General features: G+C 45.1%; 17 protein-coding genes, 1 tRNA gene and 1 other annotated feature. Of the genes, 14 read left to right on the forward strand and 4 right to left on the reverse strand.

What is annotated here, in order from left to right:
- Positions 1-42 precede the first annotated feature (42 nt).
- The 3 genes from IGI72_RS07065 to IGI72_RS07075 all read right to left on the reverse strand — a co-directional run bounded on the left by IGI72_RS07065 (position 43) and on the right by IGI72_RS07075 (position 1,429).
- On the reverse strand, positions 43-384 hold the full coding sequence (locus IGI72_RS07065; protein WP_438755071.1) for a PhzF family phenazine biosynthesis protein: 342 nt from the start codon (positions 382-384) through the stop codon (positions 43-45).
- 127 nt (positions 385-511) lie between these two features.
- Positions 512-585, reverse strand: a tRNA-Arg gene (locus IGI72_RS07070).
- A 145-nt stretch (positions 586-730) separates the two neighbouring features.
- Positions 731-1,429, reverse strand: a complete 699-nt coding sequence (locus IGI72_RS07075) for an O-methyltransferase (RefSeq protein ID WP_438753645.1) — start codon at positions 1,427-1,429, stop codon at positions 731-733.
- Positions 1,430-2,003: 574 nt separating this feature from the next.
- On the opposite strand from IGI72_RS07075, the gene IGI72_RS07080 reads away from it, so the two are divergent.
- The 4 genes from IGI72_RS07080 to leuD are packed head-to-tail and all read left to right on the forward strand — an operon-like array spanning position 2,004 to position 6,535.
- Positions 2,004-3,524 (forward strand): 2-isopropylmalate synthase, encoded by a 1,521-nt coding sequence (locus tag IGI72_RS07080; protein WP_142964446.1) that lies wholly within the window; start codon positions 2,004-2,006, stop codon positions 3,522-3,524.
- The gene (gene leuB, locus IGI72_RS07085; protein ID WP_010747980.1) at positions 3,521-4,585 is read left to right on the forward strand and encodes a 3-isopropylmalate dehydrogenase; all 1,065 of its coding nucleotides are present in this window, start codon (positions 3,521-3,523) and stop codon (positions 4,583-4,585) included. Before IGI72_RS07080 ends, leuB begins: the two co-directional genes overlap by 4 nt.
- Positions 4,566-5,948, forward strand: coding sequence for a 3-isopropylmalate dehydratase large subunit (gene leuC / locus IGI72_RS07090; protein ID WP_128488992.1), 1,383 nt, complete (start codon positions 4,566-4,568; stop codon positions 5,946-5,948). The genes leuB and leuC overlap by 20 nt, the downstream gene beginning before the upstream one ends.
- Entirely contained in the window at positions 5,948-6,535 is a 588-nt protein-coding gene (leuD, locus tag IGI72_RS07095) for a 3-isopropylmalate dehydratase small subunit (RefSeq protein ID WP_016612252.1), read from the forward strand. The genes leuC and leuD overlap by 1 nt, the downstream gene beginning before the upstream one ends.
- A 17-nt stretch (positions 6,536-6,552) precedes the next feature.
- Here leuD and IGI72_RS07100 read toward each other — a convergent pair whose 3' ends face one another.
- Positions 6,553-7,206 carry a uracil-DNA glycosylase gene (locus tag IGI72_RS07100; protein ID WP_438753649.1) on the reverse strand — a complete coding sequence of 218 codons (654 nt, stop codon included), beginning with the start codon at positions 7,204-7,206 and terminating at the stop codon, positions 6,553-6,555.
- A 169-nt stretch (positions 7,207-7,375) separates the two neighbouring features.
- Positions 7,376-7,446, forward strand: a sequence feature (ribosomal protein L21 leader region).
- Between the two features lie 19 nt (positions 7,447-7,465).
- On the opposite strand from IGI72_RS07100, the gene rplU reads away from it, so the two are divergent.
- The 10 genes from rplU to IGI72_RS07150 all read left to right on the forward strand — a co-directional run bounded on the left by rplU (position 7,466) and on the right by IGI72_RS07150 (position 14,559).
- The gene (gene rplU / locus IGI72_RS07105; protein WP_005225751.1) at positions 7,466-7,774 is read left to right on the forward strand and encodes a 50S ribosomal protein L21; all 309 of its coding nucleotides are present in this window, start codon (positions 7,466-7,468) and stop codon (positions 7,772-7,774) included.
- A 26-nt stretch (positions 7,775-7,800) separates the two neighbouring features.
- On the forward strand, positions 7,801-8,145 hold the full coding sequence (locus IGI72_RS07110; protein WP_438753651.1) for a ribosomal-processing cysteine protease Prp: 345 nt from the start codon (positions 7,801-7,803) through the stop codon (positions 8,143-8,145).
- A 12-nt stretch (positions 8,146-8,157) separates the two neighbouring features.
- Positions 8,158-8,451, forward strand: coding sequence for a 50S ribosomal protein L27 (rpmA, locus tag IGI72_RS07115; RefSeq protein ID WP_003126181.1), 294 nt, complete (start codon positions 8,158-8,160; stop codon positions 8,449-8,451).
- Between the two features lie 109 nt (positions 8,452-8,560).
- Entirely contained in the window at positions 8,561-9,025 is a 465-nt protein-coding gene (locus IGI72_RS07120; protein WP_081118057.1) for a GNAT family N-acetyltransferase, read from the forward strand.
- Positions 9,026-9,486: 461 nt separating this feature from the next.
- Positions 9,487-10,422, forward strand: a complete 936-nt coding sequence (phnD, locus tag IGI72_RS07125) for a phosphate/phosphite/phosphonate ABC transporter substrate-binding protein (protein ID WP_015509497.1) — start codon at positions 9,487-9,489, stop codon at positions 10,420-10,422.
- A 95-nt stretch (positions 10,423-10,517) separates the two neighbouring features.
- Positions 10,518-11,306, forward strand: coding sequence for a phosphonate ABC transporter ATP-binding protein (gene phnC / locus IGI72_RS07130; protein WP_016610305.1), 789 nt, complete (start codon positions 10,518-10,520; stop codon positions 11,304-11,306).
- Positions 11,303-12,085, forward strand: a complete 783-nt coding sequence (phnE, locus tag IGI72_RS07135) for a phosphonate ABC transporter, permease protein PhnE (protein ID WP_005235330.1) — start codon at positions 11,303-11,305, stop codon at positions 12,083-12,085. Before phnC ends, phnE (IGI72_RS07135) begins: the two co-directional genes overlap by 4 nt.
- Positions 12,082-12,873 (forward strand): phosphonate ABC transporter, permease protein PhnE, encoded by a 792-nt coding sequence (gene phnE / locus IGI72_RS07140; protein WP_010747988.1) that lies wholly within the window; start codon positions 12,082-12,084, stop codon positions 12,871-12,873. The genes phnE (IGI72_RS07135) and phnE (IGI72_RS07140) overlap by 4 nt, the downstream gene beginning before the upstream one ends.
- Before the next feature lie 147 nt (positions 12,874-13,020).
- Complete coding sequence (locus IGI72_RS07145) at positions 13,021-13,929, forward strand: diacylglycerol/lipid kinase family protein (protein ID WP_347482818.1); 909 nt, start codon at positions 13,021-13,023, stop codon at positions 13,927-13,929.
- A 96-nt stretch (positions 13,930-14,025) separates the two neighbouring features.
- On the forward strand, positions 14,026-14,559 hold the full coding sequence (locus IGI72_RS07150) for a GNAT family N-acetyltransferase (protein WP_284591237.1): 534 nt from the start codon (positions 14,026-14,028) through the stop codon (positions 14,557-14,559).
- Positions 14,560-14,636 lie beyond the last annotated feature (77 nt).

Consider the following 14,636-nt stretch of genomic DNA (forward strand, 5'->3'; position numbering starts at 1 on the left):
GAGGAAAAAAGGCTGATGGAAGATCAGCCTAAATTATTTTGATTATGCCAGTGTATCGGTGTCGATGGTGACTGTCTCGCAAAAATGCCCTCTGCCCCCAACGTAAACACGATGGATTTCCTTTCGCGAGGACGTAGCTAGTTTGACAAAGATTTCAGAAGGTTCACCTAAATTGCTGCCTTGTTCAAAGCGATACACTTCTTTTTCAAGGGAACACTTTTGATGCAAGAAGCAAGCCAAAGCGGCATTGGAAGTACCTGTGGCAGATTCTTCATTGATGTCAAACAGCTGACAATAAGAATAAATACGGAAACGATGATGCCAATGAAAGAAATTTGCTGAAGATTGAAGCGGATGGGAAGCGATCGTTTGATTGCTTTTGATGAGGAAGGGAACAGGCTATTGATTATTCACCAAATTGCTATGGCAAAAATCTAAATCAATTTGGCACACATTTGGCACAAGAACAAACAAAAACCGCCAAGAACAAGGGTTCTCGACGGTTAAATAACGTTCCAGGAGGGATTCGAACCCCCGACCGTTCGCTTAGAAGGCGAATGCTCTATCCGGCTGAGCTACTGGAACAAATAATTTTCAGCGAATGCTCACTTCGCCTAAGCTGTTGAAATCAATCAGCAACAAATAACATTATAGAAAAAGGGCGCAGCAATGTCAATCTCTTTTCGCCCTTTTCTTATTTTTTCTTTGAAAAAAGGAAGCGCAGCTGCCCTCAACCTTTCTCAGGTTCCTCAAGGATTACGCTATCTGCTTCTTTCGTAATGAGAATCACGCCATCTCCTAAAGGGACGAGGGTGGAGGTCAGCTGAGGATGGTTCATCACGGTATCCAAGAAAAGATTCAACTTACGATGGATCGCTCGCTGGTTGCGAGGGATGTCTTCGATGGGTTGTAGAATCGTTCCAGCTTGGAACACGTCATCCACCATCAACACGCCACCTTTGCGTAACAGACGTAGACATTCTGGCAAAAATTCAATGTATTTCGATTTGGCACTGTCCATGAAGATAAAATCATAAGGCCCACTCAATGTAGGCAGGACATCTGCCGCTTGTCCTTCTAAAAGCGTGATTTTGTCTTCATTTCCTAAGCGAGCATAGGTTTCTTTGGCTTTGCGGATCATGACGTCAAAGCGATCGATCGTTGTGACATGCCCCTCTTTCACACATTGCGCCATCAAGCTTGAAGAAAAACCGATCGCTGTGCCGATCTCAAGGATATCTTTTGGCTGAAGCTGTCCCAATAAAAACTGCAAAAAGACCACAGTTTCATGTGGGATAATTGGCACTTCTTTTTCATGAGCGGCTTGCTCGATTTCACCAAGTTCGCCGGGTAATTGTTTTTGTTTTTCACGCATAAACGCCACTAGTTCTGGTTTGACTACTGGACGATGCATCATTTCGTTGCGCATCTTCATCCTCCTCATTTATCGCTGCCCCTTATTATACGAATAACTCACCTTAAGTTCAATCTTTTCGAGTCTTTGGAACAACAAAAAAACCAGTCATACGACTGGCAGGATAAAGGGGTGAAAAATATTTTTGGGATATTACTATCATAACGGTGTTATGTGGAGGTTTGGTTAAAATCCTGTGAAGATCTCGTCAGGTTCTGCTTAAATTTTCATCAAGGAAGAAAAGCAACCCATCATCAGGGCGAAAACGAACTTTTTATCGAAATATTCAGAAAATTCAGGGAAAAGTGTTGACAGAGGAACCTGCTGTTTGGTATCTTCATAACAAGATAAAAAAAGTGATAGGTGACGACGATGGATAAACGATTGAAACAAACAGCTGCATTTTTATTATTATTATCGTAAGGACTCTTTTTCTATGACCCGCCTTTTTAAGGCATCATTTGAAGAGTCCTATTCGCATTGCATGAAGGAAACCCTTTATGGAGTGCTTTTTTTATACCATTTTTTCAATTTGTTTGAATGAGGTCGCGCCAAGCGTGCCCCTACCACTGCCAAGGAGGAAATAGTGATGAGAAAAATCCAGTTTTTTGACACCACATTGAGAGACGGTGAACAGACGCCGGGAGTCAACTTCAATACAAAAGAGAAGGTTCAACTGGCGCTGCAATTAGAAAAATGGGGGATCGATACGATCGAAGCAGGCTTTCCGATTGCATCAGAAGGAGACTTTCAAGCAGTCCAAGCGATTGCTGGGGCGGTGACGAAAATGACTGTTGCAGGACTTGCCCGTTGTCAGAAAAAAGACATTGATCGTGCCTATGAAGCTCTTCATCAAGCCATCGATCCCCAGATCCATGTCTTTTTAGCAACGAGTGAGGTGCATCGCCAGTACAAGCTGAATATGACGAAAGCAGAAGTACTCGCTTCCATCAAAGAACATGTGGCTTATGCCCGTGAACGCTTTGAAAAAGTTCAATTCTCGCCAGAAGATGCCACCCGCACCGATAAGGCCTTCTTGCTTGAGGCGGTTCAAACAGCGATTGATGCCGGCGCGACGATCATCAATGTGCCCGATACAGTAGGGTTTACCAATCCTACGGAATATGGTGCGCTTTTTGCCTATTTGATCGCCAATATCAAGAGTGAGCAGCCGATCATTTTTTCTTCCCATTGTCATGATGACTTGGGAATGGCGACAGCCAATGCGCTGGCAGCTATCGAAAATGGTGCTGATCGGGTGGAAGGAACGATCAACGGGATCGGCGAACGAGCGGGCAATACCGCACTAGAAGAAGTGGCGCTGGCGTTGCATATTCGCAATGATTTCTATCAGGCTACCTCCAACATCAAGTTAAACGAAACAAAACGCACCAGCGATCTGGTGGCACGTTTGTCTGGGATCACGGTACCGAAAAACAAAGCGATCGTCGGCGGCAATGCCTATGCTCATGAATCTGGGATTCATCAAGATGGCGTCTTGAAAAATCCTGAAACTTACGAAATCATTACCCCGCAACTGGTAGGCGTACAAACCAACTCACTGCCTCTTGGCAAACTTTCTGGCCGCCATGCGTTTGTCGATAAAATGCAGCAGCTGGGGTACCAGTTTGACCAAGAAGAAACCAATGAATTGTTTAAACGCTTCAAAGAGTTGGCAGATAAGAAAAAGCAAGTGACCGAACAAGATTTGCTGGCTTTGGTGGCTGACCAGGGCCGCAGCCAAGAAGATGGCTGCGAGTTGGACGCCGTTCAGCTGCAATACGTGTCCAATGGCCATCAAGGAGCGGTGGTTTCTATCATCAAGGACGAGGAAAAACAAGTGGCATCAGCTATCGGTGCCGGCAGTATCCAAGCTATCTACAACTCGATCGATCAGATTTTCCAGCAGCAGCCGAAGTTGTTGAACTATGAGATCACTGCCTTGACCAGTGGGGAAGATGCGCAAGCGGAAGTGCACGTGGTTATTGAATGCCAGGAAACCAATGAAAAAATCAGCGGGATCGGCTTAGACTTTGATGTCTTGCAGGCGTCAGCCAAAGCCTATGTACAGGCTAGCGCAGCTCTAAAGAATCGAGGTGTCCTTGTTTGAAAAAGATCGTGGTTTTAGCAGGAGATGGCATCGGACCAGAAATTATGGCCAGTGCGCTTGCGGTATTGAAAGCGGCTTGTCCAGACCATCTCCAACGCTTTCATTTTGACCAGCGGCCATTTGGTGGTGCGGCGCTAGCACTTACTGGAGAGCCCTTGCCGCAAGAAACACTACAAGCTTGCCAGCAGGCGGATGCGATCCTTTTAGGAGCCATTGGTGATCCAGTTTGGGAAAACGCACCGATAACACCCGAGAAAGGACTTTTGAATTTGCGTCAAGCGTTAGGGCTATACGCCAATATTCGACCCATCAAAGTAGTTGATGCGGTGATTGCTTTGTCTCCCATTAAAGAAGCGATCCTTCGGGGGACAGATTTTGTCATCGTTCGTGAGTTGACTGGCGGTATTTATTTTGGCGAAAAAGCAGAAAAACCTGAAGAAGCCTACGACATCAATCATTATCATCAAGCAGAGATTCGACGGATTTTGCGTAAAGCTTTTGAGATCGCCCGCACGCGGAAGAAGCGGGTTCTCTCTGTCGATAAAGCAAATGTGTTGGCGACTAGCCGACTTTGGCGCCGATTAGCGGAAGAAACGGCACAGGAATTCCCAGATTGTCAGTTGACTCATCAATATGTTGATTCCGCCGCTATGAAAATCATCCAAAATCCCAAAGACTTTGATGTAATCGTGACAGAAAATCTCTTTGGCGACATTTTAAGTGATGAAGCCTCGGTTTTGCCAGGGTCATTAGGGGTGCTGCCCAGCGCAAGTCATGGCGCAGAAGGGGTTTCTTTATATGAACCGATTCATGGCTCTGCACCTGATATCGCTGGGCAAAATTGCGCCAATCCGGTTTCCATGATTTTATCTGTCGTCATGATGCTAAGAGAGTCCTTTCAAGAGGAAGAGCTGGCGGATACCATCGAAAGTGCTTGTTACGAGGTAATGAATGCGGGGATCTTGACCCGTGATCTAGGTGGTACAGCAACGACAACTGCCTTTACAGAAGCGGTTATTGCACAGTTAGGAGTGAGCAATTATGGGGAAAACGCTGTTTGATAAACTATGGGATCGGCATGTCATCACAGGAGAAGAAGGGCAAGCGCAGCTGCTTTATGTCGATCTGCATATGATCCATGAAGTGACGACACCGCAAGCCTTCGAAGGATTACGGCAAGCGGGACGGACCGTCCGTTGTCCCGAAAAAACCTTCGCAACGATGGATCACAACGTGCCTACCAAAGATATTTTTACCATCACTGATCTGGTTGCAAAAAAGCAAATGGACACGTTACGTAAAAACTGTCGAGATTTTGGGATCGAATTGTGTGACAATGGCTCTGCCAACCAAGGAATCGTCCACATGGTTGGCCCAGAAGTTGGCTTGACCCAACCAGGGAAAACGATCGTTTGCGGGGATTCCCACACTGCCACCCATGGTGCTTTCGGTGCGATCGCGTTTGGGATCGGTACGAGTGAAGTAGAGCATGTCTTTGCGACACAGACGATTTGGCAGACAAAACCGAAACGCATGGGAGTTGAGATTACCGGTCACCTGCAGCCGGGAGTGTACGCCAAAGATATTATTTTGGCATTGATCGCGACCCATGGCACTGATTTTGGTGGTGGCTATGCCGTAGAATTCTTTGGCGAAACGATCCGTAGCCTGACGATGGAAGAACGCATGACCATTTGCAATATGTCGATCGAAGGTGGGGCGAAAATGGGCTTGATCGCCCCTGATGAAACGACCTTTGCTTATGTGAAGGATCGACGCTTTGCGCCACAAGCGTTTGCCAGTGCGGTGGCTGATTGGCAAAGCCTTTATACCGATGAAGATGCTAACTATGATGCCCTGATCACCCTAGACGCAACAACCTTAGAACCCTATATCACTTGGGGAACCAATCCAGAAATGGGGGTGCCAGTCAGCGAAGCGTTTCCTGAAGTGCGGGATCACAATGATCAGCAAGCCTATGAATATATGGCGCTGCAACCTGGACAGACAGCTGCTGATATCCCCATTGAATACATTTTTATTGGATCGTGTACCAATGGTCGTTTGTCTGATCTGCAAGAGGCAGCGGCGATTTTGAAAGGTCAGACCATCAAAGAAGGGGTCACTGGTATTATCGTTCCTGGTTCACGCCCTGTTCGTAAAGCAGCGGAAGCGATCGGTTTAGACAAAGTCTTTATTGACGCTGGTTTTGAATGGCGGGAGCCTGGCTGTTCCATGTGCTTAGGAATGAATCCTGATAAAGTACCAGAAGGCGTCCACTGTGCCTCCACATCAAACCGCAATTTTGTTGGACGGCAAGGGAAAAACGCGCGGACGCACCTCTGTAGTCCAGCGATGGCGGCAGCAGCTGCGATTCATGGGCGCTTTGTCGATGTACGAGAAGTGGTTGGAGGTGTTGGTTAATGGAAGCTTTTACGCAATTTGAAGGTACGACGCTGCCTTTGATGAATGACAATATCGATACCGATCAAATCCTACCGAAAAATTATTTGAAGCGCGTTGAAAAAACGGGTTTTGGCGAATTTTTATTTGACGATTGGCGCTATTTGCCGCAACGCAAGCCTAATCCAGCATTTATCTTGAATGATCCAGCATATCAGACCGCTCAAGTCCTCGTCACTGGTGATAATTTTGGTTCTGGCTCTTCTCGAGAGCACGCGGCATGGGCGCTGTTGGATTACGGCTTTAAAGCCGTGATTGCTGGCAGCTTCGGTGATATTTTCTATATGAATGCCACCAAAAACGGGCTGCTGCCCATCGAGCTGCCTTTGACTGTTCGCCAAAGGATCGCTTCGCTGCCTGCTTCAGAAAAAATCAGCATTGACTTGCCAAGGCAATGTGTGATCGTTGCTGGGGAGGAGCATTTCTTTGCAATCGATGCTACCTGGAAACACAAATTGATCCACGGTCTCGATGAGATCAGTATCACGTTGCAGGAAGAGGCGAAAATCACCGCCTATGAGCAGACGATTCCAGCGTATTGGCAGTAGGGCTAGGGGACTGGTCGTTATTCGTCGGCTGGTATTTGTGAGAGGATGTTTCTTAACCCTCGCCAATCGGCTTCGATTTGCGGAGTCAACGTTCGATTGTAAAAGATCGCAGCGGGATGATACATCGGCACGATCAAATATTCTTTTTCCGACCATTGATAGCCATCTTTTGTTGGATTGCTTTCTTGTATTTTGGAACGGATCACTTCGCCATGGTGATCTTTGATATAATAGGCGTTGCCTAATAATCGCTGCAGTCCGATATTGCCAACAGTTGCAATGACAGGCGGATCTACAACGGACAACTCGTAGTCAAGCAGCGGTGCGTGTAGCAAGACTTCTTTTTTGGTAGGTGTCCGATTGGGATGGACGATCTCATGGGCACCGTTGCGCTTGTTGATCCGTTCTTTGACGGAGTATGGGCGACTGCGAACAGCGCTGGTGATGTAGACATCCTCACGGGTCAAACCGGCTAAAGCCAACGATTTCATCAATTCTTTTCCTGCTTGTCCGCTAAAAGGAATAAAATTCTCGATTTCGGTTCGTCCAGGGGCTTCCCCAACGATCATCAATTTGGGCTGCAGCGGTCCTTGACCGGGAACAAATCCTTCCAACGGATAACTGCAGGACGCCTGTTGAACGGCAGTGGCTAATTCTTTGGGGTATTGCATGAAAACTCCTCCAATTCTGTTTCACTTGTGCTCTTTCTTCTATAGTAATAGAAAATAAAAAATGCACAAAAGGAAATGACTAGTAGCAAAAGAATTCTGTCTTTTCCTTAATTAGTGATTGACTTTAGGAAAACATTTTGATAAAGTTAATCTGTTGTAATTGTGGACTCCACAGCTACAACCGCACAGAACAAGTAGTAAGTACGAAAGTCACTTGGGATGGCGAGTCTAAGTATATTATAAGGAGGTGCTGTAGAGCATGTACGCAATTATCAAAACTGGTGGGAAACAAGTAAAAGTTGAAGTGGGTCAAGCAATCTACGTTGAAAAATTGGACGTTGAAGCTGGACAAAAGGTTACTTTTGATGAAGTTATCTTAGTAGGTGGCGAATCAACAAAAGTTGGTGCCCCAATCGTTGCAGGAGCAACTGTTGAAGGGACTGTTGAAAAACACGGCAAACAAAAGAAAGTCGTAACTTTCAAATACAAACCTAAAAAACATTCACACCGTAAACAAGGTCACCGTCAACCTTACACAAAAGTTGTTATTGACGCGATCAACGCTTAATTCTTACGAAAAGCAGGGTAACGAATATGATCAAAGGGACATTCAAACGAAATGACTCTGGTCGGATTGTTTCTTTTGAACTAGCTGGACACGCACAAGCAGGAGAATACGGCAAAGACATCGTCTGTGCTGCAGCATCCGCTTTAGCGATCAGTGCAGTCAATGGGATCGATGCTTTGGCTGGCGTTGCGCCAAAAGTTGAAGCAGATAACGAAAATAGTGGGTACTTATTAGTCACACTGCCTTCTCGTTTAACCCAAGAGCAGTCGAATATCGCACAAATTCTTTTAGAAAATTTGTTGATCGGCTTGCAATCAGTTCAAGAAGAGTACAACGATTATATCCAAATCAAAACTACTAAAGAAAACTAGGAGGTGCATCTCATGTTGATGAAAATGAATTTGCAATTCTTCGCTCACAAAAAAGGTGGGGGTTCTACTTCTAACGGACGTGACTCTCAATCAAAACGTTTAGGTGCGAAACGTGCTGACGGTCAAACCGTTTCAGGCGGATCAATCCTTTATCGCCAACGCGGTACTAAAATTTACCCAGGGGTAAACGTAGGTATCGGTGGAGATGATACATTGTTTGCAAAAGTTGATGGCGTTGTTCGTTTCGAACGTAAAGGCCGCGACAAAAAACAAGTATCTGTTTATCCAGTAGCGCAAGAAGCATAAGAAAATGACATCCAGATTACGTAAAAGTAACCTGGGTGTTTTTTTATACACCAATGAAACCGTTTTAACGAAATAGTTATTTGTAATGGCTTAGATAAGGAGAGAAGCAATGATTCAATTAAAAGAAATCACGAAGGAAAACTATCGTGCGTGCATGAATTTGAAGACAACGAAGGAGCAAGAAGACTTTGTTGCGCCCAATTGGTACTCAATGTTAGAGGCGATCTATGAGGAACCTCGTCAGGCATTTGCCCTATACAATGGTGAGGAAATGGTCGGCTTTATCCTATTTAGTTTTTACGAGGCGGATGAGGATTATCCAAAAGCTTCGTGGTGGATCGAGCGGTTTATGATCGCAGAAAAATTCCAAAATCAAGGGTTAGGCACTCAGGCGTTTCTTGCTGGGTTAGATTGGTTCAAAACCCATATCCAAGCGCAAGAATTAAGGATCTCCGCTGTGGATGGCAACGAGATCGCAACGAAGCTTTACGAACGCAATGGCTTTGTTTTGACGGGTGAAATGATTGAGAACGAGCATGTACTCTTGTTGCAGCTGCCAACGGATCAAGGGTAAATGACTCTTTTTACAGTAAGAGAGTGAGGTCAAAAGCAGAGGTTCTCAAGGGAATCCTGTGCTTTTTTTGTGTTGTTTCGTTAAAAAAAAGTGTGCGGTCATCTTCTGGTTAGACGTTTCAAGAAATTTTGTGCACTTGGGGTAAGAATGACGAGTATGTCCATGCTTTGTTGTTCACAAAGTTCCTTTTGCTGTTAACAGAATCTTTACACGTTGACAACACAAACCTTATATTCATTTGATACTCTGAGGAAGTAGAACAAATGGAAAGAAACTTTCGAAAAACGTTGATTATTGAGAATGTGCTCACGAATGATTTCGGTCAAAACACGAACATTATCAAAAAAGAAAACGTTCGTAATTCGAAAAAGATTGTTTTTAATTCGGTGGTTTTTTATAATCAAAAAGGAAAGTTCGGAATTCCATGAGTTCGATTTTTTTAATGAAAAGGAGAAAAAGTGATGAAAGTTTGGAAGAAAACGGCAATGTTTGGTTTAGGTTTGGTGGCAGCAGTTACGCTGGCGGCATGTGGCTCAGGTGGAGCAAGTACTGACTCGGCGGCTGAGGACGCAGGATATGTACCAGAAAAGTTGACCGTTCAATTTGTCCCATCACAAGCAGCAGAAACATTAGAAGCAAAAGCAAAACCACTTGAGCAATTGTTAAGTGATGAATTGGGGATTCCAGTTACAGTGAGTGTTTCCACTGACTACAATACAATCGTCGAAGCAATGGCTTCGAAACAAGTAGATGTCGGCTTTTTACCGCCGAATGCCTATGTTTTAGCAAATGAGCAAAGCAATGTAAAGGTGTTATTGCAAGCACAGCGTTATGGCATCAAGCAGCCTGGTGGCGAATCAACGGATGAATTGGTTGATAGCTATCGTTCAATGATCGTCGTAAAAAGCGGCAGCGACATCAAAGAGTTGGAAGATTTAAAAGGCAAAACGATTGCCACGCAAGATGTTACTTCTTCTGCCGGTTATGTTTGGCCAGTAGCAGAAATGAAAAAAGCAGGCATCGATATCAATACGGATGTGACGACTGTTCAAGTCAAAGGCCATGACCAAGCGGTCTTATCAGTCTTGAATGGCGACGTTGATGCGGCGTTCGTTTTTGAAGATGCCCGTAACACGGTCAAAAATGATTACCCAGAAATCATGGATGAGGTAGAACCAATGTACTTTACCGAACCGATTCCGAACGATACGATCAGTGTTCGCAGCGATATGAGTGAAGAGTGGGACAAAAAAATCCAAGATGCCTTTATCGCGATCGGAAAAGATGAAGAAGGAAAACAAATCATCTCTGATATTTACTCTCATGAAGGATACGTTGTTTCACAAGACAGCAATTTCGACATCGTAAGAGAGTATGCGGAACAAGTCGGACAATAATTAATAGATGAATAGATCGGGAGGGTACCGGTAGTTGAGGTACCCTTTTCGAATGGACAGCAATTTTTACCTAATGGAAAGAAAGTAGGAGAATCATGGCTCTAGAGAACGAAACGATTATTTCATTTCAGAATGTGACCAAGCAATACCCAAATGGGGTGTTGGGGTTGAAGGACTTGAACATCGATATCAAAAAAGGGGAATTTGTCATCGTAGTGGGCTTATCCGGTGCAGGTAAATCGACGATGCTGCGCTCCATCAATCGACTGCACGAGATCACAAGCGGCGAGATTTTAATCGATAACAAGTCGATCACAAAAGCAAAAGGAAGAGAGCTGCGCTTGATTCGTCGAGACATTGGCATGATTTTCCAAAGCTTCAATTTGGTGAAACGTTCGAGTGTCTTGCGAAACGTCTTAACGGGGCGGGTGGCTTATCATCCCACGATCAAAATGCTGCTGGGTCTGTTTCCGCAAGCGGACAAAGAGTTGGCGTATCAATCACTGCAGCGGGTCAATTTAGCAGAAAAAGTCTATACCCGAGCCGATGAATTGTCTGGCGGTCAGCAGCAGCGGGTTTCGATTGCCCGGGCGTTGACGCAAGAGCCGAAGATTATTTTAGCGGATGAACCGGTTGCTTCATTGGATCCGTTAACCACTGAAAAAGTCATGAATGACTTAAAACGGATCAATCAAGATCTGGGGATCACCATCGTAGTCAATTTACATTCTGTCCAATTGGCAAGAGAATACGGCACGCGGATCATCGGGTTGCGAGACGGAGGCTTGGTTTTTGATGGCCCTGTCAGTGAAGCGACCGATCAGCGATTGAAACAGATTTATGGCAGCGAGATCATGGAAGAGCAGGAAGGGGCGGGACAATGACGACAAATACGTTGCCGAAACGCAGCGGACTATGGAAAAATGTTCTTTGGCTCGTCATTTTTTTAGTGGTATTGTTCGTTAGCGGCTCTATTTCAGGTGTTGATTTGGCACGGTTCTTTAGCAATAGCAGTCAAATGAATGTCATCTTACAAAAGATGGCTCATCCTGATTGGGCATATGCCAAAATCATTGTTGAGCCGATTTTGCAAACGATCCAAATGGCGATCATCGGCACAACCTTTGGTGCACTGGCGGCCTTTCCGTTTTCACTTTTAGCAGCACGAAATATCATGACCAATCATTGGATCAGTGGTTGTTTCCGTTTTGTTTTGAATATCATTCGGACGGTACCTGATTTGATGCTGGCGGCTTTATTTGTCGCCATTGTCGGAATTGGTCCCGTTGCAGGGGTGATCTCCATCTCTGTGTTTTCTTTTGGGATGATCACCAAATTGTTTTATGAATCGATTGAAACGATTGATGAAGGTCCGATCGAAGCGATCACGGCTTCTGGAGGATCGAAGTTTGATATCATCCGCTATGCAGTCGTACCGCAAGTCATGAGTCATTTTCTTAGTTACTTGCTTTATGCCTTTGAGATCAATGTGCGGGCATCGACGATTCTTGGGTATATCGGCGCAGGCGGAATCGGTGTTTTCTTACAACGATCTTTAAGCCAATTTCGATATGACCAGACGTCGATCATCGTCTTAGTGATTTTTGCAGTTGTTTTGGTGATTGATACCATTAGTAATAGATTAAGGGAGCGATTATTATGATGTTGCCAGCAGAACCGAAAAAGAAAAAAATACGGAATTGGCTGATCGCTGTAGTCGTTATCCTCCTTTATATCTGGGCTTTTGCTGGCGTACCTTTTGCTGGTGTTAAAGAAAATGTCGGTCAAATTGTCGGCTCGATCTTTTATGGCCTGATCCATCCTGATTGGGGCTATGTTTATACCGGTGATGGCGAAGATTTGATCAGTCTGATGATCGAAACCGTCGCGATTGCCTTTGTTGGAACCTTTTTGTCATCGATTTTAAGTATTCCTTTTGCCTTTTGGGCGGCGCGCAGCAAAAACAGCCCTCGCTGGTTATCGGGATTTGGGAAAATCGTGCTGACGGCGATTCGAACGTTTCCAGAAATCGTCTTAGCCATCATGTTTATCAAAACGGTAGGTCCGGGCTCCTTTGCTGGTGTCTTGGCGGTCAGTGTCCATTCCATTGGGATGCTAGCAAAGCTTTACAGCGAAGCGATCGAAAACATGGACCATGGTCCCTCGGAATCCGTCATTAGTGCGGGAGGAAGCCGCTGGGATGTATTAGGCTTTGCGACATTGCCGCAACTGATCCCGGAATTTCTTTCTTTTACCTTGTATCGATTTGAACTGGCTGTCCGTTCAGCTTCGATCTTAGGGATCGTAGGGGCAGGTGGGATCGGTACACCGATGATCTTTGCCATCAATGCGCGTTCATGGAGCCGTGTAGGGATCATTTTATTAGGAATCGTGGTGACGGTCACGATCATTGATTTTATTTCTGGGCGTTTGCGTAAACGATTGGTTTAATAAAATGAAGTGAGTACTCGAAAAAAACACAGTCTGATTAGGCTGTGCTTTTTTTGTAGGGGATAGGCGGAGGTCGTTTAAGACAGGTTTCGTGAAACTTGTTATACTGGATTCATAGAAAATGAACCCAAACAAGGAGGCTGTTTTATGAAAGCATTATTGATCGTCAATCCAAGCTCTGGTGGGGAACAGGCCCAAGAATATGAGCAGCTGGCAGAAGAAAAGCTGCGGGAAGCTTTTTCAGAAGTCGTGGTCAAGCATACCGAAAAAGAAGGAGATGCCACACGTTTTGCCTCTGAAGCGGCAGCAGAATTTGACAGTGTCTTTGCAATGGGCGGTGATGGTACCGTCAATGAAGCGGTCAATGGCTTAGCCCCTCATGACAAACGACCAAATTTTGGTTTCTTCCCGCTGGGAACAGTAAATGATTTAGCCAGAGCATTAGCGATTCCACTAGATCCTAAGGAAGCCATCGAATCATTTGCAGTGGATCACACTCGCAAAATCGATATTGGTCAGGTCAATCAAGCCTATTTTACCAATGTGGTGGCGATCGGTATGATTCCAGCAGCGATCAACAACGTAGAGGTCGAAGAAAAAACCAAGCTGGGAAAAATGGCCTATTTTGTTTCTGGTCTGCGGGAAGTGCGGAAAAATGAAAGTCATCCGTTTGAAGTGACCGCCGAAAATAATGGCGAAAAAACGACGATCGCTGTGGAGAGCAGTACGATGATCGTTGGGTCATCCAATACGATCGGCGGTTTCGAATCTCTTTTGCCTAAAGCGAGTACCGATGACGGCAAATTACATCTGATCTACTTGAAGGATACGAATCTTTGGGAGACCGTCAAAAGTGTCCCAGAGCTTCTCAAAGGGGTGACAGAATCAAATGATGTTCTTGGCTATCAAACCTTTGATAAAGCTGCGATTCGTTTGACGGATGGGGCAACGATCGAAACAAATGTCGATGGTGATCCGGGACCTGAATTGCCAATCACAGTAGCGGTACTGCCACAGCATCTTACCGTGTATTGCGGAGCTGAAAAAGCCCGCTAAATCATTTATCACTAGGAAACGATCCGTCAAAAGCGGATTGTTTTTTTTGTTCAGAAAGAGTATACTGGGAAAAAATTTACTGAAAGAAGGGATTCTATGACGATACGTTCTGCCACGATTGCAGATGCCCAAGCCTTGACAGCAATCTATGCTTATTATGTAGAAAAGACACCGATTACCTTTGAAACGGAGGTGCCATCGGTTCAAGAATTCGCGGAACGCATCGCCAAGACCTTGAAACGTTATCCGTATCTCGTTGCAGAAGAGGCTGGTGAAATCGTCGGTTATGCCTATGCGTCAGCCTATAAAGAACGGGCTGCGTACGATTGGACCGTTGAAGTAACCGTTTATTTAGCACCGGATGCCAAAGCAAAAGGGCTCGGCACCGCTCTTTATCAAGCGCTTGAAGAAAAATTAAAAGCGCAAAACGTGGTCAATCTGACTGCATGCATTACAGGAGGCAATCAACAAAGCGAGGCTTTTCATGAGAAGCTGGGGTATCGGAAAGTTGCTGATTTTGCGCATGTCGGCTATAAGTTCAATCAATGGCACGATGTGATTTGGATGCAAAAAGAACTGCAATGGTTTCCTGAGAAGGTACCAGCGTTCATTCCCAATGAAAAAGCCTAACGCATCCTGACTTTTGAATATCTTTTTTTGGCAAAATGCTTTATGCTGAGAGTAGCATGTGATAGGACGTTCTATTG

Source organism: Enterococcus sp. DIV1059_2 (genome assembly GCF_051713685.1).
GTDB lineage: Bacteria > Bacillota > Bacilli > Lactobacillales > Enterococcaceae > Enterococcus_D > Enterococcus_D casseliflavus.

Excerpts from the sequence above, each read along its gene's own strand:
- IGI72_RS07075 (WP_438753645.1), bottom strand. The coding sequence starts at position 1,429 with ATGCGCAACGAAATGATGCATCGTCCAGTAGTCAAACCAGAACTAGTG.
- IGI72_RS07080 (WP_142964446.1), top strand. The coding sequence starts at position 2,004 with ATGAGAAAAATCCAGTTTTTTGACACCACATTGAGAGACGGTGAACAG.
- leuC (WP_128488992.1), top strand. The coding sequence starts at position 4,566 with ATGGGGAAAACGCTGTTTGATAAACTATGGGATCGGCATGTCATCACA.
- leuD (WP_016612252.1), top strand. The coding sequence starts at position 5,948 with ATGGAAGCTTTTACGCAATTTGAAGGTACGACGCTGCCTTTGATGAAT.
- IGI72_RS07100 (WP_438753649.1), bottom strand. The coding sequence starts at position 7,206 with ATGCAATACCCCAAAGAATTAGCCACTGCCGTTCAACAGGCGTCCTGC.
- rplU (WP_005225751.1), top strand. The coding sequence starts at position 7,466 with ATGTACGCAATTATCAAAACTGGTGGGAAACAAGTAAAAGTTGAAGTG.
- IGI72_RS07110 (WP_438753651.1), top strand. The coding sequence starts at position 7,801 with ATGATCAAAGGGACATTCAAACGAAATGACTCTGGTCGGATTGTTTCT.
- rpmA (WP_003126181.1), top strand. The coding sequence starts at position 8,158 with ATGTTGATGAAAATGAATTTGCAATTCTTCGCTCACAAAAAAGGTGGG.
- IGI72_RS07120 (WP_081118057.1), top strand. The coding sequence starts at position 8,561 with ATGATTCAATTAAAAGAAATCACGAAGGAAAACTATCGTGCGTGCATG.
- phnD (WP_015509497.1), top strand. The coding sequence starts at position 9,487 with ATGAAAGTTTGGAAGAAAACGGCAATGTTTGGTTTAGGTTTGGTGGCA.
- phnC (WP_016610305.1), top strand. The coding sequence starts at position 10,518 with ATGGCTCTAGAGAACGAAACGATTATTTCATTTCAGAATGTGACCAAG.
- phnE (WP_005235330.1), top strand. The coding sequence starts at position 11,303 with ATGACGACAAATACGTTGCCGAAACGCAGCGGACTATGGAAAAATGTT.
- phnE (WP_010747988.1), top strand. The coding sequence starts at position 12,082 with ATGATGTTGCCAGCAGAACCGAAAAAGAAAAAAATACGGAATTGGCTG.
- IGI72_RS07145 (WP_347482818.1), top strand. The coding sequence starts at position 13,021 with ATGAAAGCATTATTGATCGTCAATCCAAGCTCTGGTGGGGAACAGGCC.
- IGI72_RS07150 (WP_284591237.1), top strand. The coding sequence starts at position 14,026 with ATGACGATACGTTCTGCCACGATTGCAGATGCCCAAGCCTTGACAGCA.